The sequence below is a fragment of the Streptomyces soli genome, from assembly GCF_003999195.1.
In the GTDB taxonomy this organism is placed as follows: Bacteria; Actinomycetota; Actinomycetes; order Streptomycetales; family Streptomycetaceae; genus Actinacidiphila; species Actinacidiphila soli.
In genome coordinates this window covers 1-21,625 of record NZ_RJVR01000204.1, presented here as the reverse complement: position 1 = coordinate 21,625, position 21,625 = coordinate 1, and the positions used below count along the sequence as shown (strand labels likewise).

The 21,625-nt window shown below is 71.1% G+C and carries 18 protein-coding genes and 3 tRNA genes; 15 read left to right on the top strand and 6 right to left on the bottom strand.

Annotation, left to right across the window (positions count from 1 at the left end; genetic code table 11):
* The first annotated feature begins 3 nt into the window (after window positions 1–3).
* From EFK10_RS19475 to EFK10_RS19460, 4 genes are all read left to right on the top strand, one after another.
* Window positions 4–867: an alpha/beta hydrolase family protein gene (locus EFK10_RS19475; protein ID WP_127356958.1), complete on the top strand. Its 864-nt coding sequence runs from the start codon at window positions 4–6 to the stop codon at window positions 865–867.
* Between the two features lie 96 nt (window positions 868–963).
* Entirely contained in the window at window positions 964–2,253 is a 1,290-nt protein-coding gene (locus EFK10_RS19470; RefSeq protein WP_240677322.1) for a sensor histidine kinase, read from the top strand.
* Window positions 2,250–2,918 (top strand): response regulator, encoded by a 669-nt coding sequence (locus EFK10_RS19465; RefSeq protein ID WP_127356956.1) that lies wholly within the window; start codon window positions 2,250–2,252, stop codon window positions 2,916–2,918. Before EFK10_RS19470 ends, EFK10_RS19465 begins: the two co-directional genes overlap by 4 nt.
* Before the next feature lie 202 nt (window positions 2,919–3,120).
* Window positions 3,121–4,338 (top strand): cytochrome P450, encoded by a 1,218-nt coding sequence (locus EFK10_RS19460; RefSeq protein WP_127356955.1) that lies wholly within the window; start codon window positions 3,121–3,123, stop codon window positions 4,336–4,338.
* Window positions 4,339–4,468: 130 nt separating this feature from the next.
* On the opposite strand, the gene EFK10_RS19450 is transcribed toward EFK10_RS19460, so the two are convergent.
* Window positions 4,469–5,308 carry a diacylglycerol kinase family protein gene (locus tag EFK10_RS19450; RefSeq protein WP_407647101.1) on the bottom strand — a complete coding sequence of 280 codons (840 nt, stop codon included), beginning with the start codon at window positions 5,306–5,308 and terminating at the stop codon, window positions 4,469–4,471.
* Window positions 5,309–5,446: 138 nt separating this feature from the next.
* Here EFK10_RS19450 and EFK10_RS19445 point away from each other — a divergent pair, with 138 nt between their 5' ends.
* From EFK10_RS19445 to EFK10_RS19430, 4 genes are all read left to right on the top strand, one after another.
* The gene (locus EFK10_RS19445) at window positions 5,447–6,730 is read left to right on the top strand and encodes an adenylosuccinate synthase (protein ID WP_127356954.1); all 1,284 of its coding nucleotides are present in this window, start codon (window positions 5,447–5,449) and stop codon (window positions 6,728–6,730) included.
* 142 nt (window positions 6,731–6,872) lie between these two features.
* On the top strand, window positions 6,873–8,231 hold the full coding sequence (locus EFK10_RS19440) for an aspartate aminotransferase family protein (RefSeq protein ID WP_127356953.1): 1,359 nt from the start codon (window positions 6,873–6,875) through the stop codon (window positions 8,229–8,231).
* 119 nt (window positions 8,232–8,350) lie between these two features.
* Complete coding sequence (locus tag EFK10_RS19435) at window positions 8,351–9,025, top strand: GntR family transcriptional regulator (RefSeq protein WP_127356952.1); 675 nt, start codon at window positions 8,351–8,353, stop codon at window positions 9,023–9,025.
* 69 nt (window positions 9,026–9,094) lie between these two features.
* Window positions 9,095–9,751 (top strand): hypothetical protein, encoded by a 657-nt coding sequence (locus EFK10_RS19430; protein WP_127356951.1) that lies wholly within the window; start codon window positions 9,095–9,097, stop codon window positions 9,749–9,751.
* A gap of 14 nt (window positions 9,752–9,765) precedes the next feature.
* Here the strand turns inward: EFK10_RS19430 and EFK10_RS19425 are convergent, their stop codons facing one another.
* Window positions 9,766–10,497 carry an SLATT domain-containing protein gene (locus EFK10_RS19425; RefSeq protein ID WP_240677321.1) on the bottom strand — a complete coding sequence of 244 codons (732 nt, stop codon included), beginning with the start codon at window positions 10,495–10,497 and terminating at the stop codon, window positions 9,766–9,768.
* A gap of 400 nt (window positions 10,498–10,897) precedes the next feature.
* On the opposite strand from EFK10_RS19425, the gene purD reads away from it, so the two are divergent.
* The 4 genes from purD to EFK10_RS19405 all read left to right on the top strand — a co-directional run bounded on the left by purD (window position 10,898) and on the right by EFK10_RS19405 (window position 16,785).
* A complete protein-coding gene (gene purD / locus EFK10_RS19420) occupies window positions 10,898–12,196 on the top strand; it encodes a phosphoribosylamine--glycine ligase (RefSeq protein WP_127356950.1) in 1,299 nt (432 codons plus the stop codon).
* Between the two features lie 203 nt (window positions 12,197–12,399).
* Window positions 12,400–14,166: a hypothetical protein gene (locus EFK10_RS19415; RefSeq protein WP_127356949.1), complete on the top strand. Its 1,767-nt coding sequence runs from the start codon at window positions 12,400–12,402 to the stop codon at window positions 14,164–14,166.
* Between the two features lie 137 nt (window positions 14,167–14,303).
* A complete protein-coding gene (locus EFK10_RS19410) occupies window positions 14,304–15,794 on the top strand; it encodes a N,N-dimethylformamidase beta subunit family domain-containing protein (protein ID WP_127356948.1) in 1,491 nt (496 codons plus the stop codon).
* Window positions 15,795–15,885: 91 nt separating this feature from the next.
* Window positions 15,886–16,785 (top strand): phosphoribosylaminoimidazolesuccinocarboxamide synthase, encoded by a 900-nt coding sequence (locus EFK10_RS19405; protein WP_127356947.1) that lies wholly within the window; start codon window positions 15,886–15,888, stop codon window positions 16,783–16,785.
* A gap of 61 nt (window positions 16,786–16,846) precedes the next feature.
* Here the strand turns inward: EFK10_RS19405 and EFK10_RS19400 are convergent.
* The 4 genes from EFK10_RS19400 to EFK10_RS19385 all read right to left on the bottom strand — a co-directional run bounded on the left by EFK10_RS19400 (window position 16,847) and on the right by EFK10_RS19385 (window position 17,633).
* Window positions 16,847–16,919 (bottom strand) — tRNA-Gly (locus EFK10_RS19400).
* Between the two features lie 119 nt (window positions 16,920–17,038).
* A tRNA-Gly gene (locus tag EFK10_RS19395) sits at window positions 17,039–17,111 on the bottom strand.
* Between the two features lie 46 nt (window positions 17,112–17,157).
* Window positions 17,158–17,229, bottom strand: a tRNA-Gly gene (locus EFK10_RS19390).
* Window positions 17,230–17,315: 86 nt separating this feature from the next.
* On the bottom strand, window positions 17,316–17,633 hold the full coding sequence (locus tag EFK10_RS19385; RefSeq protein WP_127356946.1) for a histone-like nucleoid-structuring protein Lsr2: 318 nt from the start codon (window positions 17,631–17,633) through the stop codon (window positions 17,316–17,318).
* A gap of 266 nt (window positions 17,634–17,899) precedes the next feature.
* Here EFK10_RS19385 and purS point away from each other — a divergent pair, with 266 nt between their 5' ends.
* The 3 genes from purS to purL are packed head-to-tail and all read left to right on the top strand — an operon-like array spanning window position 17,900 to window position 21,104.
* Window positions 17,900–18,145: a phosphoribosylformylglycinamidine synthase subunit PurS gene (gene purS / locus EFK10_RS19380; RefSeq protein WP_127356945.1), complete on the top strand. Its 246-nt coding sequence runs from the start codon at window positions 17,900–17,902 to the stop codon at window positions 18,143–18,145.
* The gene (gene purQ / locus EFK10_RS19375) at window positions 18,142–18,822 is read left to right on the top strand and encodes a phosphoribosylformylglycinamidine synthase subunit PurQ (RefSeq protein ID WP_127356944.1); all 681 of its coding nucleotides are present in this window, start codon (window positions 18,142–18,144) and stop codon (window positions 18,820–18,822) included. The genes purS and purQ overlap by 4 nt, the downstream gene beginning before the upstream one ends.
* A 32-nt stretch (window positions 18,823–18,854) precedes the next feature.
* On the top strand, window positions 18,855–21,104 hold the full coding sequence (purL, locus tag EFK10_RS19370) for a phosphoribosylformylglycinamidine synthase subunit PurL (RefSeq protein ID WP_127356982.1): 2,250 nt from the start codon (window positions 18,855–18,857) through the stop codon (window positions 21,102–21,104).
* Window positions 21,105–21,625 lie beyond the last annotated feature (521 nt).

Sequence of the window (21,625 nt, the reverse complement as noted above, 5' to 3'; positions counted from 1 at the left end):
GGCATGCTCAACGAGGAGGAGTCGGCCCTCGGGCACGCGCCCGTCCCGCCGGACGCCACGGCCGCGTACGGCGAACACCCGGACCAGGTGGTCGACTTCTTCCGGCCGGTCGGCGGCGGCGTCGGGCGCCAACCCCGGCTGCCCGCCCCGCTCGTCGTGCTCTTCCACGGCGGCGCGTGGCGGGCGCCGTACGACCGTCAGCACATCTCGCCGCTCGCGGCCTTCCTGGCCCGGCGGCACGGCTTCGCGGTCGCGTCGGTGGAATACCGGCGCGGCGGCGAGCCGCAGGGCCGGGCCGGCCGCTGGCCCGACACCCTGGACGACGCGGCGGCCGCCACCGATGCCCTGCCGGAACTGGCCCTGGCCGCGCTCGGCGAGGACACCGTCGACCCCCGGCGCACCGTGCTCGCCGGGCACTCCGCCGGCGGCCACCTCGCGCTGTGGGCCGCCGCCCGTCACGAACTGCCGCCCGCTTCCCCCTGGCACCGCTCGACACCTCCCCCGTTGCGCGGCGTCGTCGCGCTCGCGCCCATCGCGGACCTCACCTCCGCGCGGGCGCTGGGCGTGTGCGGCGACGCCGTCGTCCAGTTCCTCGGCGGACCGGAGCCGGAGCACTTCGAGGCGCGGCAGCCCCACGCCGACCCCGCCGCGCTGCTCCCCACCGGTATCGCCACCACCATCGTGCAGGGTGCCACTGACAACGTCGTCCCGCCGCAGGTCGCGGAGGACTACGCGACCGCCTCCGCCAAGGCGGGCCAGGAGATCCAGCTGACGCTTCTCGACGGCGTCGGGCACTTCGCGCTCATCGACCCGTCGGCGGACGCGGCGGCCGTCGTGGCCGAGGAGATCGCCCAGCTCGCCTGGTAGCCGCGCGGACGCCCCCGGGTAGTACTTGAGGGGGACGCCGGAACGTCATCTCCGCAGCGGACGACGCCGACCGCCGCGCTCTCTACCTTGGGGAACGTGAAAGAGACAAGCAGCCACCCCACCGTCCCGCAGACCGAACTCCGCCTGGCCCGCGGGCTCTGGGACGGCTTCCGGCAGGACTTCATCACGGATGCCTTCGCCCTCCGGCCCCTGCCGCTCCTCCCGGCCGACAGCGCGTTCATCCGCCTGCTCCCCGACAACGCGATCCGCGACTACGCCCGCCGGCTGCCGCACATAGCCATCGGCCTGCTGGCCTTCTTCCTCCTGACCTTCGGCTTCGTGATGCAGGCGGGCTCGGACCAGGTGGCGGCGTTCGCCGCGCTCTTCGCGGCGATCCCGCTCGCGATGACGCTGCTGCGTCCCATCGGCGCCTGGTGGCTCTCGGTCGCCGTGACCCTGTTCATGGGCCTGGCCGCCTTCTACTCCCTGCCGTGGCCCTGGACGGCCGTCGGGTTCATCTCGCACCTCGCCGTGATGACGGTGGTGGCGACGCGGTCCAGGCCGCGCGTAGCCGCCGGGATGTGGGTGATCACCGCGTTCATCGGCGCCCTCTTCACCGTCTACGACAGCTGGCGGGCGTCTGACGCCGGCGCGATGTTCGTCCTGTCCGCGCTCGTCCTCCTGACCGTCTGGGCGATCCGCAGCTCCCGTACGACCAAGCAGCAGGCCGCCGTCACCGAGGTCGAACGGACCCGCCGCACCGTGCTGGAGGAGCGCACCACCATCGCCCGGGAGCTGCACGACGTCGTCGCCCACCACATGTCTGTCATCGCCATCCAGGCGGAGGCCGCGCCGTACCGCGTCACCGACCCGCCGGAGGAGCTCACCCGCAGCTTCGCGGTCATCCGCGAGAATGCGGTCATCGCCCTCACCGAACTGCGCCGCGTGCTCGGTGTCGTACGCGCCGAGGACTACGAGGCCCCCGACGCGCCACAGCCCACGCTCGCCGCGCTCGACTCCCTCCTGGCCAACGTCCGCGACGCGGGACTCACCGTCGACAAGGTCATCACCGGCGCCGTCCGCGCCCTTCCCCAGGGCGTCGAGCTCTCCGCCTACCGCATCATCCAGGAGGCCCTCAGCAACGCGCTGCGCCACGCCCCCGGCGCCCCCGCCCGCGTCGAGATCTCCTACGTCCCCGTCGGCCTCGGCCTCCGCATCGTCAACGGCCCTCCCACCGGGTCCGTACGACCCTCTCCGGGCGCCGGCCACGGCCTTCTCGGCATGCGCGAGCGCGCCACGATGCTCGGCGGCGAGGTCACCACCGAGCCCACGGACGACGGCGGCTACGAGGTCGTCGCCTTCCTCCCCGTAGGGAGTGAGGCATGACGCCCCCGCCCATCCGCGTCCTCATCGTCGACGACCAGATGATGGTCCGCGAGGGCTTCTCCGTCCTCCTGGGCGCCCAGCCCGGCATCGACGTCATCGGCGAAGCCGTCGACGGCCGCCACGCCATCAGCCAGGTCGCCGCCCTCCGCCCCGACGTCGTCCTCATGGACATCCGCATGCCCGAGCTCAACGGCCTTGAGGCCACCCGCGAGATCATCGCCGCCGACGCCTCCGCCAAGGTCCTCGTCCTCACCACCTTCGACCTCGACGAATACGTCTACCAAGCCCTCCGCGCCGGAGCCTCCGGCTTCCTCCTCAAAGACGCCTCCGCCCAACAACTCGCCGACGGCGTGCGCATCGTCGCCGCCGGCGACGCCCTCCTCGCCCCCGCCATCACCAAACGCCTCATCGCCGAATTCTCCCGCCTCGGCTCCCCCCGACCCCCCGCCCAAGACCGCGTCGCCGACCTCACCGAACGCGAAACCGAGGTCCTCGTCCTCGTCGCCCAGGGCCTCTCCAACGCCGAGATCGCCGCGCACCTCGTCGTCGCCGAATCCACGGTGAAGACGCACGTCAGCCGCGTGCTTGTGAAGCTGGGCCTGCGCGACCGCACCCAGGCGGCGGTCTTCGCGTACGAGGCCCGGTTGGTCACCCCGGGCGGGTGAGCTCACCCGGCGGTTGACGGAGAGGGGGCTCCGGTCGCCGCCGGTAGGGGTTCTCCCCGCGATGGGCGGTGGGCCGACGCATGCGTTGGTGCGTGCTGTGTAGGCGGTGATGCCCGTTGCGGGGGCGGGACAATCGCCTGGAGGGGGAGTAGAGGGGGCGTAGTCGCGCAGCTCAGGGGTACGCCGGATACCCTCCGGGAGCATGAGCACAACTGCACGCGCTTTCGACCCGTGGTCGCCGGAGTTCGTGGCCAATCCGTATCCGGCGTATGCCGCGCTGCGCGCGGCGGGGCGAGCGCATTGGTTCGAGCCGAGCCGGCAGTGGCTCATTCCGCATTACGACGATGTGAGCGCGTTGCTGCGGGACCGCCGCCTGGGGCGGACCTATCTGCACCGGTTCACGCACGAGGAGTTCGGACGGACGGCACCGCCGCCCGAGCACGAGCCGTTCACCACGCTCAACGGAAACGGGCTGCTGGACCTCGAGGCGCCGGACCACACGCGGATCCGGCGGCTGGTCTCGAAGGCGTTCACGCCGCGCACCGTGGAGCGCCTCGCGCCGACCGTGCAGCGGCTGGCGGACGAGTTGGTCGGGGAGCTGATCGCGGACGGCGGGGGCGACCTGATCGCGAAGGTGGCGGAGCCGCTGCCGGTGGCGGTGATCGCGGAGATGCTGGGGATACCGCAGGCGGACCGGCACCTGCTGCGGCCGTGGTCGGCGGACATCGTGGGCATGTTCGAGCTCAACCCGACGGAGGACACCGCCCGCAGGGCCGTGCAGGCGAGCCTGGACTTCTCGGCGTATCTGCGGGGCCTCATCGCGGAGCGACGCACCAAGCCGGGGGAGGACCTGATCAGCGCGCTGATCGCCGCCCACGACCAGGGTGACCGGCTGAACGAGCAGGAGATGATCTCGACCTGCGTGCTGCTGCTGAACGCCGGTCACGAGGCCACCGTCAACACCACCGGGAACGGCTGGTGGGCGCTGTTCCGCAACCCCGGTCAGCTCGAAGCGCTCCGGGCCGCGCCCGACGCGTTGCTGCCGAGCGCCGTGGAGGAGCTGATGCGGTACGACACGCCGCTGCAGATGTTCGAGCGGTGGGTGCTGGACGACATCGAGGTCGGCGGCACGGTCATCCCCCGGGGGAGCGAGGTGGCGCTGCTCTTCGGCTCGGCGAACCGCGACCCGGCGCGCTTCGAGCGGCCCGACGAGCTGCGGCTTGCCCGTCCGGAGAACCCGCATGTCACCTTCGGCGCCGGCATCCACTTCTGCCTGGGCGCCCCGCTGGCCCGGATCGAACTCGCCGCGTCCTACGGCAGTTTGCTGCGCCGGGCGCCCGGCCTCCAACTGGTCTCCGAGCCGGAGTGGAGCCCCGGCTATGTCATCCGCGGTCTGAAGTCCCTCCCCGTCACGCTATGAGGTCCCGGCGGCGCAGGGCGGCGAGCCCTGCGCCACCCACGGCGCAGGCCAGCCCGGTGAGGAGCAGCAGCGGCGCGGGCGTGACGTCGGCCGACGGCACCTTGGGCAGGTCTCTGAGCCCTTCCGAGCCTCAGCGCGGCACCGTCAGCCGCCAGGCCGCCGGCTGCAGGGTCCACGTACGCGTACGCACCGGCCCGGTCACCGAGGCGTCCGCCCGGTAGCGGAAGTCGCGCCCCGAGACGGTGACCGTGCGGGCCTGCACCGAGACCGGTCCGCCGTTGGAACCGCGGACCAGCACCTCGGCGAGCCCGGACTTGGCGGTGCGTACGGAGATCTCCTGGAGCGGGTGGTCGAGGTCGGCCAGGACGACGCCGTCCGCCTCGACCCTCAGCCGCTGCGGCTGCCCGTTCGCCACCAGCGACCGCATCAGCGAACGTGCCGCCCGCGCCGCCCGCTCCACAGGCGTCCAGCCCACTGCCGTCGGGGAGACCGCGAAACCGCCGCAGGGGATCCGCAGTGCGCCGACCACGATGCCGCCGCTGTCGTCGACCAGCAGATCCAGCTCCCGCTCGGCCCCGTCGAGCACCGCCCGCGCTGCAGGCACCGCCCCGACGGGCACGCCCAGGGCGCGAGCCAGCGCCAGCGCAGACCGGTGCCCGACCGGCACCAAGGCCACCGGGCCCTGGCCGAGGGTGCGCTCGCGGTGCAGTGCGCGCAGTGCCCGCAGTAGGGCCCCGTCGTCACCGACCACGACCGGCCGCCGCCTTCCCCGGTGGGCCAGCGCCCGGTCAACCTCCTCGGCCGAATCGGGCAGAGCGATCTTTACGGAGGATGAACCGGCGCACAGGACATCCTTTGCGATGCGTACTGATTCGCCGTCCATGGCACGGGCGGCCGGGTCGATGACCACGAGCAGGGGGTCCCCCCGGCCGAAGGCTGGGGGAGGATGTCCCGGTCGCTGAGCCGACACCTTGGTCCTTCCTCAGGTAATATCTCGGTGCAAGAGCCCCTTGCGCTGTCTTGCGCCAGGGGCTTCGTCTATTCCGGGGCACCGGTTCGACGGCTCTCTGCACGTTGGACATGCCCCGCCCGGAAGGGGTGTACGCCTGTGCCCGCACTTGTGCTGCTCGGTGCTCAGTGGGGTGACGAGGGCAAGGGGAAGGCCACCGACCTGCTCGGTGGCTCAGTGGACTATGTGGTGCGCTACCAGGGCGGCAACAACGCCGGCCACACCGTCGTCGTCGGCGACCAGAAGTACGCGCTGCATCTCCTCCCCTCCGGAATCCTGTCGCCGGGGTGCATCCCGGTCATCGGAAACGGTGTCGTCATCGACCCGGCGGTCCTGCTCTCCGAGCTGAGCGGACTCAACGAGCGTGGCATCGACACGTCCAAGCTCCTGATCAGCGGCAACGCCCACCTGATCACTCCGTATCACCAGACCATCGACAAGGTGACGGAGCGCTTCCTCGGCAAGCGCAAGATCGGCACGACCGGGCGCGGCATCGGCCCCGCCTACGCCGACAAGATCAACCGTGTCGGCATCCGGGTCCAGGACCTCTTCGACGAGTCGATCCTGCGTCAGAAGGTGGACGCTGCACTGGCCGACAAGAACCAGGTGCTGGTCAAGCTCTTCAACCGGCGCGCGATCAGCGCCGACCAGGTCGTCGAGGAGTACCTCGGCTACGCGGAGCAGATCAAGGACTACGTCGCCGACACCACCCTGCTGCTCAACCAGGCCTTGGAGCAGGACAAGGTCGTCCTCCTGGAGGGCGGCCAGGGCACCCTGCTGGACGTCGACCACGGCACGTATCCCTTCGTCACCTCCTCCAACCCGACTGCCGGCGGTGCCTGCACCGGCTCCGGCATCGGCCCGACGAAGATCACCCGGGTCATCGGCATCCTCAAGGCCTACACCACCCGCGTCGGCGCGGGCCCGTTCCCGACCGAGCTCCTCGACGAGGACGGCGAGGCCCTGCGGCGCATCGGCGGCGAGCGCGGTGTCACCACCGGCCGTGACCGGCGCTGCGGCTGGTTCGACGCGGTCATCGCGCGTTACGCGACCCGGGTCAACGGCCTCACCGACTTCTTCCTCACCAAGCTCGACGTTCTCACCGGCTGGGAGCAGATCCCGGTCTGCGTCGCGTACGAGATCGACGGCGAGCGGGTCGAGGAACTGCCGTACAGCCAGACCGACTTCCACCACGCCAAGCCGGTCTACGAGTACCTGCCGGGCTGGTCGGAGGACATCAGCAAGGCACAGACCTTCGCCGACCTGCCGAAGAACGCCCAGGCGTACGTGAAGGCGCTGGAGGAGATGTCCGGCGCGCCGATCTCGGCGATCGGGGTCGGCCCCGGCCGCACCGAGACCATCGAGATCAACTCCTTCTTGTAGGCCCTGCGGTCACGGACTCCCAGCGGTAGGGACCGCACGCCATGGTGCTCGCCGCTTACACCGACACAGTGTCGGTGCAAGCGGCGAGCGCCATACAAGGTGACGGTGCCGCCACTGTGGCCGATTCCTTAGCCTGGGACTCATGACCCCTCCTCACGCTGACCCCGAGACCGGCGCCGCCGTCAAGGCCGCCGACCGCGCCCATGTCTTCCACTCCTGGTCCGCGCAGGCGGTCATCGACCCGCTGGCGGTGGCCGGCGCGGAAGGCTCGTACTTCTGGGACTACGACGGCAACCGCTATCTGGACTTCTCGTCCCAGCTCGTGAACACCAACATCGGGCACCAGCACCCCAAGGTCGTCGCCGCGATCCAGGAGCAGGCGGCCAAGCTCTGCACCATCGCGCCCGGCTTCGCCGTGGACATACGGTCCGAGGCGGCGCGGCTGATCGCCGAGCACACCCCCGGCGACCTCAACAAGATCTTCTTCACCAACGGCGGCGCAGAGGCGGTCGAGAACGCCGTCCGCATGGCGCGCCTGCACACCGGCCGCCACAAGGTGCTGAGCACCTACCGCTCGTACCACGGCGCCACCTCCGCCGCGATCAACCTCACCGGCGACCCGCGCCGCTGGGCCTCCGACAGCGGCTCGGCCGGCGTCGTGCACTTCTGGGGCCCGTACCTCTACCGTTCGGCCTTCCACGCCGAGACCGAGGAGCAGGAGCGCGACCGCGCGCTGGCCCACCTCGAGCAGTTGATCGCCTTCGAGGGCCCGCAGACCATAGCCGCGATCATCCTGGAGACAGTCCCGGGCACCGCCGGGATCATGATCCCGCCGGCCGGCTACCTCGCGGGCGTCCGCGAGATCTGCGACCGCTACGGCATCGTTTTCATCCTCGACGAGGTCATGGCCGGCTTCGGCCGCACCGGCAGGTGGTTCGCCGCCGACCACTGGGGCGTCACCCCGGACCTGATGACCTTCGCGAAGGGCGTCAACTCCGGTTACGTACCGCTGGGCGGCGTCGCCATCAGCGAGGAGATCGCCGCGACCTTCGCCACCCGCCCCTACCCCGGCGGCCTCACCTACTCCGGGCACCCGCTGGCCTGCGCCTCCGCCGTCGCGACGATCAAGACGATGCGCGAGGAAGGCATCGTCGAGAATGCCGCCCACATCGGTGAGCAGGTCATCGGCCCGGCGCTGCGCGAGATCGCCGAGCGACACCCGTCGGTCGGCGAGGTGCGCGGGCTCGGCGTCTTCTGGGCGCTGGACCTGGTCAAGAACAAGGAGACCCGCGAGCCCCTGGTGCCCTACAACGCGGCGGGCGCGGACAACGCCCCCATCGCCGAGTTCGCGGCGGCCTGCAAGCGCGGCGGCCTGTGGCCCTTCGTGAACATGAACCGTACGCACGTCGTCCCGCCCTGCACCGTCACCGACGCCGAGGCCAAGGAAGGCCTCGCGGCGCTGGACGAGGCGCTCTCGGTGGCCGACGCGCACACAGTGTGACCGCCCGACTCCGCTCCGCCTGAGCTTTACCGCGCGTAACGCATTGCCGTGGCCCTCGCCTAAGGTGGGCGAGGGCCACCCCCGCGTTACGCACGAGTACAGGGCCAGGAGGAGCGGGCATGCCGGACGCCACGCCGGTCAGACGAAGCAGTCTGCGGCAGCAGATCGCCGACGCGCTGCGCGACGAGGTGCTCACCGGCAGGCTCCAGGCGGGCCGCCACTTCACGGTCAAGGAGATCGCGGAGCTGTACGGGGTCTCCGCCACGCCCGTCCGCGAGGCGTTGGTCGACCTCGCCGCGCAGGGCCTGCTCGACCTGGAGCAGCACCGCGGCTTCCAGGTCCGCCGCTTCACCTACGACGAGTTCCGGTCGATGGTCGCGGCCCGCATCTTCGTCGCCGAAGGCATCTTCCGCCGGGTGACCGAGCGGGGCCCCATCGACATGGATCCCGCCGCGATCGCCTCCGTACGCCGTCGCGCCGAGTCGGCCGCCCGAGCCGCGCGTGCCGGGGAGCTGGACATCCTCATAGGCCATGACCTGCGCTTCTGGCGGGAGATCATGGCGCTGGCCGGCAATGCGCACGTCGGCGAGTTCCTGGACCGCCTGCGCACTCACACCTGGATATACACCGTGCCCTTACTGCGCAGGGAACGGTCGCTTGCCGGAGTGTGCTGGTCCGACCACAGCGAGCTCGCCGCCGCGGTCGCCGACCGTGACGCGGTCGCCGCCCGCCGCATCGTCGAGGCATACGACGACCACGCGCTCGCACTCGTGGACAAGCTCGCCCGCTCCTGACGGACGGCGCCCGGCGCACTACGCTGTCCCGCACTGGCTGGATGACGGACGGACCTTGGAGCGACGCCTGTGGCCTGTGACTTGTGGCTGGTTCCCCTCGTGGATGTGCTCTGCCACAGCCCGGAAAACCCATTCGCCGAGGAAATCGCCCGCTACGACAAGGCCTTGAGCGAGGCCGGGCTGCCGCCCGTGCCCGTATACAGCTACATGCCGGGGCTTTCGGGGGACGTGGCCCCCGTCGCCGGCTTCGACTACGACGCGTTGCACTTCCTGCGGCGCGCGTATCTGCTGCACCTACAGGGACTCGAGGTCACTCCGGTCGACGAACTCGGCGGTGACTACGAGCAGCTGCTGGAGATGTTCGAGGCCACGGCCCAGCAGTCGCACCTCGTCTGGCACTACGACCACGCCGGCGGGTACGTACCGCTCGACTTCCCGCAGCCCGTCGTCAGCGACGAACTCCTCGACGGGGGCGGCCCGCTGGGGTCCTCGCACGGCCTGATGCGCGAACTCGACCTCGTCGCCCCGGTCATCGGCATCGACCCGCTCAACCCCCCTGCCGCGCCCGCGCCCCCGGCCCGCCCCACGGAGCTGGAGGAGCCCGCGCCCCCGCCGTACGGCTTCGTCGACGAGAGCCCCTTCGCCCGCGAACGCCACGTCTGGCTGGGCCTGCACGCCGCGGCGACGCGGTCGCTGGGGCAGGGCTCGATGATCGTCTTCAGTTAGGGCCTGACCCGGCCTCAGCTCGCGCGAGGTCCCTCCGGCGGGCGCTGGCGGGGCATGTTCGGCCGCCCGCCGGGCAGCAGCGGAAACCGCCCGACGGGCGCCCCGCCCTCCGCGCGGTGTCCCCAGCCGCCCGCCAGGGACTGCGTACGCAGCTGGGGGCTCCCGGCGTGGAAGTCCACCATCCAGTCGGCGGTCTCCGTACGTACGAGCTCCGACACGTCGTCGCTGAAGCGCCGCAGCACGCCGAGGCAGCGCTCCGCCGCCTCGGCGGCGGTCCCCTCGGTGGGGCCCAGCACCTCCCGTACGGACTCCGAGGCCCAGTCGAAGCGCAGCGCGTCCAGGCGCCGCTGCACCGCCTGCGCGGTGGCCACGTCCCGCATCCACCCGGCCGTCAGCCCGAACACGCGGTCCAGGCCCACGCAGATCGCCGCGCCCAGCAGCGCGACCACCGCGCCCCGGAGCGGTCCGGTCAGCGCCATCACCGCGCCGGCGGCGGTGCCCAGCGCCGCCCCGAGCCGCAGCGCACGGGCCCAGCGGCGCTTCCACACGCGGTCCCTGAGATACCAGTCGGCGGTGCGCAGCGCGCCCTCCTCCGCCCACCGGTACAGCTCCTCCAGCCGCTCCGCCGGATCGCCCCAGTCCCCCAGCGGGAACGGCATCGCCCGCAGATCCTCCCGCCGCTGCGTGGCCGGTTGCCGCTCCGGTTCCCTCGGGGCTTCCTCGGGATACATGTCCGGCTGGCTCACTGCGCGCTCCCTCGCATCCCGGCGGACCTCCCGACGGATCGGCCCCCTTCTTACCGCCGAACGGCTGACCATGCAGGCTCGATCACCGAATTTCCCCCCGTACGTGGCCCGTGATCAGGTATACGCCCCGATGTACCCCACCCGAACGAGTGACTCCGGTTCCTGACACGTTTTGGCCACCGTCCCGCTGGACGGAGTCCAGCGCGGGCGCTGCGCCCGCTGGGCCCCCACTGAGCCTGACCCATCAACGCCGGGTGCGGCTCCGTGGCCTGGTTGGGCCGGCCCTCCCCCAGCTAGTAGACGCTGGGTGGGGGAGGACGGCCCACCCACAACCCGGGGGCCAGGGGGGGCGGAGCCCCCAGGGGGCCGGGACCGGGCCGGGGGCCGTTAGTCTGGGCGCGTGAAGGTCCTTGTCATCGGCGGCGGAGCCCGCGAACATGCCCTGTGCCGTGCGTTGTCCCTCGATCCCGACGTGAGCTCGCTGTACTGCGCGCCCGGCAACGCCGGGATCGCCGAGGTGGCGGAGCTGCACCCCGTCGACGCGCTGGACGGCGAAGCGGTGGCCGATCTGGCCGTCCGGCTGGAGGCCGAGCTGGTCATCGTCGGCCCGGAGGCCCCCCTTGTGGTGGGCGTGGCGGACGCGGTGCGGGTGCGGGGCATCGACTGCTTCGGCCCGTCGCGTGAGGCGGCGCAGCTGGAGGGGTCGAAGGCGTTCGCGAAGGACGTGATGGCGGCCGCGGGCGTGCCCACGGCCCGCAGCTACGTATGCACGACCCCCGCCGAGGTGGATGCGGCACTGGACGCCTTCGGCGCGCCGTACGTGGTCAAGGACGACGGGCTCGCCGCCGGCAAGGGCGTCGTCGTGACGGACGACCTCGAGGCGGCCCGCGCGCATGCGAACGCATGCGAGCGCGTGGTGATCGAGGAGTTCCTGGACGGCCCCGAGGTCTCGCTCTTCGCGGTGACCGACGGCGAGACCGTGGTCCCGCTCCAGCCGGCCCAGGACTTCAAGCGCGCGCTGGACGCCGACCAGGGCCCGAACACCGGCGGCATGGGCGCGTACAGCCCCCTCCCGTGGGCGGACCCGAAGCTGGTGGACGAGGTCGAGCGGACCGTCCTGCAGCCGACCGTGGACGAACTGCGCCGGCGCGGGACGCCGTTCTCCGGGCTGCTCTACGCGGGCCTGGCGATCACCTCGCGCGGCGTCCGCGTGATCGAGTTCAACGCGCGCTTCGGCGACCCGGAGACCCAGGTGGTGCTGGCCCGGCTGAAGACCCCGCTGGCGCGCCTGCTGTGGGCCGCCGCGAACGGCAGCCTCGCTGCGTTCCCCGCCCTGTGCTGGAGCGAGGGCTCGGCGGTGACCGTCGTGATCGCCTCGCACAACTACCCGGACACCCCCCGCACCGGCGACCCGATCCGGGGCCTTGACGAGGTCGCGGAGAAGGACGAACAGGCCTACGTCCTGCACGCGGGCACCAAGCTCGACGGCGAGGGCAGGATCGTCAGCGCGGGCGGCCGGGTCCTGTCGGTGACCGCGACCGGCGCGGACCTGGGCAGGGCGCGCGAGCGGGCGTACCGCGCAGTGGAGCGGATCACGCTGGACGGCTCGCACCACCGGACGGACATCGCGGCGAAAGCGGCTGCGGAAGCTGAGCAGGCAGCTCCGGATACGGCCGCAGAAGCAGCCCCGGAAGCCTGATCGATTCCCCTGGCGAACCCCCGGCCGCGCACCTGATCGGCTTTGACCAAAGCCACTCCATAGGGTGATGGCTCGGCCATATGGCTGACTATGACCGGTTGCCCAACTAGGGTTCCCGGCAGGCGCACAGACCCACTGCGGCAACTGGCCGTACGGACATTGCGGTGTCAGTGGGCGGTGCGACAGTGGGGACATGCACAGGCATGCAGCGCGTCGGCTTGGGGGTGAGCAGCGCATTGGCCGGAGAAGCAGGTGAGGGTTTCGCGCGGGCCCGAGCGATGTCGGTGCTGCGGATCCGTGGCACCGCGCTGGCGGTCGCCCTGCTGCCCGCCGCCGTCGCGGTGGTGCTGCTGGTGGGCGGCGCGACCGGCCGCATCGTAGGCGACACCTCGCACACGGTCCGCTGGTCAGTGGTTGGCGGCGCCCTTGTCGTGCTGCTGCTGGCCGGCGCCGTCGCGGCCGTGATCGTACGGGCCAGGCCCGCCGTCAGCCCCACCGTCCCGGTCGCCGAATCGGCCGCGCCGGACCTCTATCGCATGGTGCGGGACCTGGCCGTACGTCTCCAGGTTCCGGCGCCGTCCGGCATAGAGCTGACGCCCGACTGCGACAGCTGGCTGGAGGACCGTACGCACCGCCTCAGGCGCCGCCGGACGGCCGGCGGCGAGCCGACCGCGCCCGTCCTGGTCATCGGGTCGCCCTTCATGTGGTGGATGCGGGTCGCCGAGCTGCGCGCCCTGCTCGCGCCGGTCGTGGCCGGCACGGGACCCTCCGCTGATCCGGACATAGCCGCGGCCCGCCGCTTCCTGCGAGGCCTGGATGCGGCCGTGGCGATCAGCGCCCAGTCCTCCGGCCGGTGGGGCACGCGCCGCCTGGCCTTCCCCGCCTTCGCCTTCCTGGGCTGGGTGGCCCGGCTGCTGCTGCGCGGCTGCCGGGCGCACGCCGCCGAGATGGAGCGGGCGGTGGCCGCCTCGGCCTCCGAGCGGGCACAGGCGGTCGACTACGGACTGCGGATCGTCGCCCAGGAGCAGGTTGGCCTGGCCTACGCGGGCTGGGACCGGCTGCTGACCAGGGTCGCGCTGCCCGCCTGGCGGATGGGCCGCTGGCCGTCCCGGCTGGACGCCGGGGTGGTGGCCGCGCTCACCGAGCTGTCCCGACGCGACCGGCTCGCGGAGGGCTTCGAGTCCCGGCTCGGCGAACGCCCGGCCTGCGATCTGCTCGAAGAGCCCGGCACCGTGGACGAGGCCGCCTCGCTGCTCGCCGCCCGGATCTTCCACGCCGGCGCCCACAAGCCGGGGCCCGACTGGTCGCCGGTCGGCTGGGACGCGTATCCGGAGGAGGTCGTGGACCGCATCTGGCGTGGCGACGCCGCTCGGCTCGTCTCCGTACTGGACGAGGTGCGCGGCCCGGTCGTCCGCGCCTCGGCCCCGGAAGCGGCCGTGGACGCCGCCCCGGCTCCGGAGCGGCTGCTGATGGGCGGACAGGTGCTGCGCGCCGCCAGGCCGCCCGCGCCCGAGGCGGCCGACGAACGCCCCCTGGCTTCGCTGGAGGAACCCCCAGGCCGAGCCACGCTCGCCCGGGTCCTCGACCGCCTCGCCGCCGGGGGCAGTGAGGAGCTGGCCGTCCGCATCACCGGGCACGTCGCCCGCGAGGAGGCCGCGGCCCGCCGCATATCCGGCGACCCTGACACCGCCGCGGCGCCACCGGTGTACGAGCTCCTTCCGCCCCGCACGGGCCGGGAGCTGCTCACCGACCACGTCACCGCCATGGTCTGCTGCGCCGCCGTCGACAGCGCCGGCGCCGCCCCCGGCCTCGACTGGCTCGACGGCCCGACGCTGCTGGTCAACGGCGCCCGCCGGGCCGACCTGGCCTGGCCGGTGCTGCGCCTCGTGGAGAACGGCGACACGGCCCCGCTGCGCTCCTGGCTCGCCGCGGTCGGCGTCCGCCTGGAGAAGCCGGTCCGCCTCGTCTGACGGCTGGGCCCGCCGGGTTGACCGATTTTGGCTTCAATTCGCCACGAACAGTAACGGCGTGAGTGCTTTATGTGATGTGCTGGGTCCGGAACGCAACACCACCACCTCGGGGGACGCGGGACGAGGAGGGGAGCGCCGTGGGGACGGAGAAAGTCCGCCGATGGCAGTCGGGTGCGCTGGCTCACGGGGTCACCGACCCCTTCGGCCAGGGCCCAGTGCCCTGGCTGCGCGGCACGACCGAGTACCTGGACGACGACACCGGTCAGGTCGTCCCCTGGTACGTCGACCTCGCCGCCAGCAGCGGCGAGACCGTCCCCCGTCCCCGCAAAAGCCCCGGCCCCCGCTCCTCTGACGACGTACGCCGCCAGATCAAGGGCTTCGCCTCCGCCGGCGCGGTCGCCCCCGGCGAGGCCATCGACTTCCGCGTCACCGTCGACCCGCCGCAGCAGTTCGGCATCGACATCTACCGAATCGGTCATTACGGCGGCGACGGCGCCGCCCAGGTGACCACCAGCCCCCGCCTCTCCGGCATCGTCCAGCCCGCGCCGCTCGCCGCCGGGCGTACGGTCTCGTGCCATCACTGGTGGCAGTCCTGGCGGCTCCAGGTCCCCTCGTACTGGAGGACCGGCGCGTACGTCGCCGTGCTCACCACGGACGACGGCTACCGCAGCCACGTCCCCTTCACCGTCCGCGACGACCGGCCGGCGGATCTGCTCCTGCTGCTCCCCGACGTCACCTGGCAGGCCTACAACCTCTACCCCGAGGACGGCCGCACCGGCGCCAGCCTCTACCACGCCTGGGACGACCACGGCGTCCTCCTCGGCGAGGAGGACGCCGCCGTCACCGTCTCCTTCGACCGCCCCTACGCCGGCGCCGGCCTGCCCCTCCACGTAGGCCACGCCTACGACTTCATCCGCTGGGCCGAGCGCTACGGCTACGACCTCGCCTACGCCGACGCCCGCGATCTGCACGCCGGCCGCGTCGACCCCACCCGCTACCGGGGCCTGATCTTCCCCGGCCATGACGAGTACTGGTCCGTGCCCATGCGCCGCGCCGTCGAGGCCGCCCGCGACCGGGGCACCTCGCTGGTCTTCCTCTCCGCCAACACCATGTACTGGCAGGTCGACCTCGGCCCCTCCGCCGCCGGCGAGCCCGACCGCCTCCTCAGCTGCCGCAAGCGCCGCTCCGACCCGCGCGGCCGCACCGCCCTCTGGCGCGACCTCGGCGAGCCCGAGCAGCTCCTCCTCGGCCTCCAGTACGCCGGCCGTGTCCCCGAGCCGTCCCCCCTGGTCGTCCGCAACGCCGGCCACTGGCTCTGGGAGGCCACCGGCGCCGCCGAGGGCGAAGAGATCCCCGGCCTCGTCGCCGGCGAGGCGGACCGTTACTTCCCCCGTACGCCATTGCCTCCCACCCAGGACCGCATCCTCCTCGCCCACTCCCCCTACGAAGACGCCCAGGGCCGCCCCCGCCACCAAGAAACCTCCCTCTACCAAGCCCCCAGCGGCGCCTTCGTCTTCGCCTCCGGCACCTTCGCCTGGTCCCCCGCCCTCGACCGCCCCGGCCATATCGATCCCCGCATCCAACGCGCGACCGCAAACCTGCTCGACCGCATCAGCAAGCACGGCTGACGCGCGCGGCGGGTCCCAGCGGACCCGCCGCGCGCCGACAGGCGCCGCATACGAGAGAATCAGGAGCTGAACCGCCGACCGGGGAGGACCCATGTCCGGATTCGTCGAAAAGCCGGAGCCCGCTCAAGTGCCTGGGCTGCTGCATCTGCACACCGGCAAGGTGCGCGACCTCTACCAGAACCAGGCCGGAGAGCTGGTGATGGTCGCGAGCGACCGGATGTCGGCGTACGACTGGGTGCTGCCAACGGAGATCCCCGACAAGGGGCAGGTGCTCACCCAGTTGTCGCTGTGGTGGTTCGACAAGCTGGCGGACATCGTGCCGCATCACGTCATCTCCACGGACGTTCCCGAGGGCGCTCCCGCTGACTGGGAGGGCCGAACCATGGTCTGCAAGTCGCTGGGGATGATCCCGGTGGAGTGTGTCGCCCGGGGTTATCTGACCGGCTCCGGGCTCGCCGAGTACGAGCAGGACCGTACGGTCTGCGGGGTCACGCTGCCCGAGGGTCTGGTGGACGGGTCCGAGCTGCCGGCGCCGATCTTCACGCCGGCGACCAAGGCCGAGGTGGGCGAGCACGACGAGAACGTGTCGTACGAGGAGGTCGCCCGTCAGGTCGGCGCGGACACGGCGGCGCAGCTGCGGCAGACCACGCTGGCCGTATACGGCCGGGCACGGCATATCGCGCGGGACCGGGGGATCATCCTGGCCGACACGAAGTTCGAGTTCGGCTTCGATGACGAGGAACGGCTGACGATCGGGGACGAGGTGCTGACGCCGGACTCGTCGCGCTTCTGGCCGGCGGAGCTGTGGGAGCCGGGCCACCCGCAGCCCTCGTACGACAAGCAGTTCGTACGGGACTGGCTGACGTCGCCGGCGTCCGGCTGGGACCGGAAGAGCGAGCAGCCTCCGCCGCCGCTGCCGCCCGAGGTGGTCGAGCAGACGAGGGCCAAGTACATCGAGGCGTACGAGCGCCTCACGGGCAACGCCTGGTGAACGAACGCCGAGGGCCCCGCCGGATCAGGTTCAGTGATCCGGCGGGGCCCTCGTGTTACAGAGCGGACGACGAGGCTCGAACTCGCGACCTCAACCTTGGCAAGGTTGCGCTCTACCAACTGAGCTACGTCCGCTTACGGTGTTGCGATGCCTACTGTAACCGAGCCCCGCACGTGCGACAAACCTGGATTCTCACAGGTGCGGATACGATGAAGGCCTTTGACCGGAACCCGGTCAAAGGCCTTCATTCAAGAGCGGACGACGAGATTCGAACTCGCGACCCTCACCTTGGCAAGGTGATGCTCTACCAACTGAGCCACGTCCGCACGGCGACTACTCTACCTGATCGTTTGGACCAGCCAGAACAGTCAGAGCGGGTGACAGGAATCGCACACTGCGCCTCCCCCCTGGAAGGGGGGCGCTCTACTACTGAGCTACACCCGCGTGACTTCCGCTGACCTGACCTTTCGATCCTGCCCTCGGCGCGCTCCAAACTCTAGCGGATCACCCGGGGTGGCTGTCCAATCGACTCAACTGGCCTCGGTGAACGCCTCGTAGACCTTCTTCGGGATGCGGCCGCGCGGCGGGACGTCGAAGCCGTTCGAACGGGCCCAGGCGCGAACCGCCGCCGGATCGGGCGCGACCGAGGTGCGCTTGTAGGTCTTGCCGGAACGGGCGTGCTTGCGCCCCGCCTCAACGTACGGCGAGAGCGCGTCGCGCAGCTTGTCCGCATTGCTCGACGAGAGGTCGATCTCGTAGGACTTCCCGTCGATGCCGAAAGTGATCGTTTCCTCCGCTTCGCCGCCGTCGAGGTCGTCGGAGAGGGTGACCACTACGCGCTGCGCCATGGATATCGGTCCTTTCGTGCGGAACAGGCTCGCACCTGTGGTGACGTGCGATGTTCTATCGAATCCGACCGGTCTGGGTCAATACTTTTCATTTGTACATCGGGAAACATTATGACGGGAAGCCTCGGGAAATTTCCTCCGCGTGTCATGCGAGCAATCGTGGCCACCTGATTTCCGCTCCCATTTCGGTCCATATCTACTCGCGTAGATTTTCGAACGGGGTACGCTGAGCCACGTCTCACGCAACACCACCACCGGGAGTGACCGTGGCACGCGTCGTAGTCGACGTCATGCTCAAGTCGGAGATCCTCGACCCCCAGGGCCAGGCTGTGCAGCGTGCGCTGCCGCGTCTGGGGTTCGCGGGAATCGCCGATGTACGGCAGGGCAAGCGCTTTGAACTCGAAGTCGAGGGGCCGGTCGACGATGCCGCCCTCGGCCGTATCCGCGAGATGGCAGAGACCTTCCTCGCCAACACCGTGATCGAAGATTTCACCGTGAGGGTCGACTCGTGACCGCACGCATTGGTGTGGTCACTTTTCCCGGCACTCTCGACGACCGCGACACCCAGCGCGCGGTCCGTCTCGCCGGTGCCGAGCCGGTGTCGCTCTGGCATCGCGACAAGGACCTCCAGCAGGTTGACGCAGTAGTCCTGCCGGGCGGTTTCAGTTACGGCGACTATCTGCGGGCGGGCGCCATTTCGCGCTTCTCGCCCGTCATGGAGTCCGTCATCGCGGGCGCCAAGGACGGCCTTCCGGTCCTCGGTATCTGCAACGGCTTCCAGGTGCTGACCGAGTCGCACCTGCTGCCCGGTGCGATGCTGCGCAACAATCACCTGCACTTCATCTGCCGTGACCAGAAGCTGCGTGTCGAGAACGCGGCGACCGTCTGGACGGCCGATTACGAAGCGGGCCAGGAGATCTCCATCCCGCTCAAGAACATCGACGGCCGTTACGTCGCCGATGAACACACCCTCGACGAACTCGAGGCGGAGGGCCGGGTCGTCTTCCGCTACGCGGACTGGAACCCCAATGGCTCCCTCCGTGACATCGCCGGAATCACCAATGCGGCCGGCAATGTCGTCGGCCTCATGCCGCACCCCGAACACGCCGTCGAGCCGCTGATCGGTACCGGTCGCACCGACGGCCTCGGTTTCTTCACCTCGATCCTGAGGAAGCTGGTCAACACGTGAGCGAGCGCAGCGAGCGAACCAACGAGCACAGAATGACCCTGGACACCGTCAAGCACGCCACCGAGACCCCCGACACCGAGCAGCCGTGGTCCGAACTCGGCCTCAAGCAGGACGAGTACGAGCGCATCCGCGCCATCCTCGACCGCCGCCCGACCGGGGCCGAACTGGCGATGTACTCCGTCATGTGGTCCGAGCACTGCTCGTACAAGAGCAGCAAGATCCACCTCAAGCAGTTCGACGAGAAGGCCCCCCAGAACGACGCCATGCTCGTCGGCATCGGCGAGAACGCCGGCGTCGTGGACGTCGGCCAGGGCTACGCGGTCACCTTCAAGGTCGAGTCGCACAACCACCCCTCGTACGTCGAGCCCTACCAGGGCGCAGCCACCGGCGTCGGCGGCATCGTCCGCGACATCCTCGCGATGGGCGCCCGCCCGGTCGCCGTCATGGACCCACTGCGCTTCGGCGCCGCCGACCACCCCGACACCAAGCGGGTCCTCCCCGGTGTCGTGGCGGGCGTCGGCGGTTACGGCAACTGCCTGGGCCTGCCCAACATCGGCGGCGAGGTCGTCTTCGACTCCTGCTACCAGGGCAACCCGCTGGTCAACGCGCTCTGCGTCGGCGTCATGAAGCACGAGGACATCCACCTCGCGAAGGCCTCCGGCCCCGGCAACAAGGTCATCCTCTACGGGGCTCGTACCGGCGGCGACGGCATCGGCGGTGTGTCGGTGCTCGCGTCCGAGACCTTCTCCGACACCGGTCCGACCAAGCGGCCCGCCGTCCAGGTCGGCGACCCCTTCCAGGAGAAGCTGCTCATCGAGTGCACCCTGGAGATCTTCCGCGAGGACCTCGTCGCGGGCATCCAGGACCTCGGCGGCGCCGGTCTGTCGTGTGCCACGAGCGAGCTGGCGTCAGCCGGTTCGGGTGGTATGCGGGTCGAGCTGGACACCGTGCCGCTGCGTGACGCGACGCTCTCGCCCGAGGAGATCCTCATGAGCGAGTCGCAGGAACGCATGTGCGCGATCGTGGAGCCGGAGAAGGTCGCGCGTTTCCTGGAGATCTGCGAGAAGTGGGACGTCATCGCCACCGTCATCGGTGAGGTGACCGACGGCGAGCGCCTCGAGATCTTCTGGCACGGCGAGCAGATCGTCGACGTCCCGCCCCGGACCGTCGCCCACGAAGGCCCGGTCTACGAGCGCCCGTACGCGCGTCCCGCCTGGCAGGACGCCCTCCAGGCCGACGACGCGAACGCCCTCCCGCGCCCGGTGGGCCGCGACGAACTGCGGGCTTCTGTCCTGGCCCTTGTCTCCTCTCCGAACCAGGCCTCCAAGGCGTGGATCACCGACCAGTACGACCGCTTCGTCCAGGGCAACACGGTGCTGGCGCAGCCCGAGGACTCCGGCGTCGTCCGCATCGACCCCGATACGAACCTGGGCGTTGCCGTCGCCACCGACGGCAACGGGCGTTACGCCAAGCTCGATCCGTACACCGGCGCGCAGCTCGCGCTGGCAGAGGCGTACCGGAACGTCGCGACGACCGGTGCGAAGCCGCTGGCCGTCTCCGACTGCCTGAACTTCGGTTCGCCGGAGGACCCCGCGGCGATGTGGCAGTTCGCGGAGGCCTGCCGCGGGCTGGCCGACGGCTGTCTGGTGCTGGGCACGCCGGTGACCGGCGGCAACGTCTCCCTCTACAACCAGACCGGTGACATCGCGATCCACCCGACGCCGGTGGTCGCCGTGCTCGGCGTCATCGACGACGTCACCCGCCGTACGCCGATGGCCTTCGCCGACGAGGGCCACCTGCTGTATCTGCTCGGCGACACGAAGGTCGAGCTGGGCGGGTCCGCGTGGTCGCAGGTCGCGCACGGCCACTTGGGCGGGCTGCCGCCCGCCGTCGACCTGGAGCGGGAGAAGCTGCTCGCCGAGATCCTCATCTCGGCCTCCCGCGACGGCATGGTCGACGCCGCCCACGACCTGTCGGACGGCGGCCTCATCCAGGCCGTCACCGAGTCCTGCCTCCGCGGCGGCCTCGGCGCGCGGCTCGTGGTGCCGGAGGAGCTGGACCCGTTCGTCTTCCTTTTCAGCGAGTCGGCTGGGCGTGCGGTCGTCGCGGTCCCGAGGAGCGAAGAGCTCCGCTTCACCGACATGTGCGGTGCGCGTGGCCTCCCGGCCACCCGCATCGGCGTCGTCGACGGCGACTCCATCGAGGTCCAGGGCCAGTTCACCCTCCCTCTGGCCGAGCTCCGCGAGGCCCACGAGGGCACGATCCCGGCGCTGCTCGCCTAGGCGGCCCCGGCCCGCCTCGACCCCCGGCCCCGGTTGTCGGTCGTCGGTCGAGTGCGGGCCGGTGGGGTCGGCTTTCCCTCCCCCACCCCGCCCCTTCCCGAAACCAGGGGCGCTGCCCCTGGACCCCGGGCGGGTGCGTCGTCGGGTGCGGGTCCGTGGTCGGGTGCCCCTCTAGTTCCGCACTCTCGCGCCGCTCGGCCCCTGGGGGGTCTCGCGGGCTTCGAGTTGCTGCGCCGGACTCTCCCCCAGACTTCGTCTGGGTGGGGGTCCCCCCACCCAGACGAAGTCTGGGGGAGAGCCCCTCGGTTTCGGGAAGGGGCGGGGTGGGGCGGGGCAGTAAACCCGCCCCGCCATGCCCGCGTTAACACGGACGGAACCCTCGACCACAACGCAGGGCCGCATACTCCAGGCGTGAGTAATGGCGAGGGGGCGCTGCCGGGGTGGTGGACGCGGGACGCGGGCCGGTGGGCGGCGTGCCGGGCGGCGGGGTGGGGGCGGCGGCCGGGGCGTGGCTGGCGGGG

Coding starts and splice junctions, on each gene's coding strand:
- EFK10_RS19465 (WP_127356956.1), top strand. CDS start 2,250: ATGACGCCCCCGCCCATCCGCGTCCTCATCGTCGACGACCAGATGATG.
- EFK10_RS19435 (WP_127356952.1), top strand. CDS start 8,351: ATGCCGGACGCCACGCCGGTCAGACGAAGCAGTCTGCGGCAGCAGATC.
- EFK10_RS19405 (WP_127356947.1), top strand. CDS start 15,886: ATGTCCGGATTCGTCGAAAAGCCGGAGCCCGCTCAAGTGCCTGGGCTG.
- EFK10_RS19385 (WP_127356946.1), bottom strand. CDS start 17,633: ATGGCGCAGCGCGTAGTGGTCACCCTCTCCGACGACCTCGACGGCGGC.
- purL (WP_127356982.1), top strand. CDS start 18,855: ATGACCCTGGACACCGTCAAGCACGCCACCGAGACCCCCGACACCGAG.
- EFK10_RS19415 (WP_127356949.1), top strand. CDS start 12,400: ATGCAGCGCGTCGGCTTGGGGGTGAGCAGCGCATTGGCCGGAGAAGCA.
- EFK10_RS19475 (WP_127356958.1), top strand. CDS start 4: ATGCTCAACGAGGAGGAGTCGGCCCTCGGGCACGCGCCCGTCCCGCCG.
- EFK10_RS19460 (WP_127356955.1), top strand. CDS start 3,121: ATGAGCACAACTGCACGCGCTTTCGACCCGTGGTCGCCGGAGTTCGTG.
- EFK10_RS19440 (WP_127356953.1), top strand. CDS start 6,873: ATGACCCCTCCTCACGCTGACCCCGAGACCGGCGCCGCCGTCAAGGCC.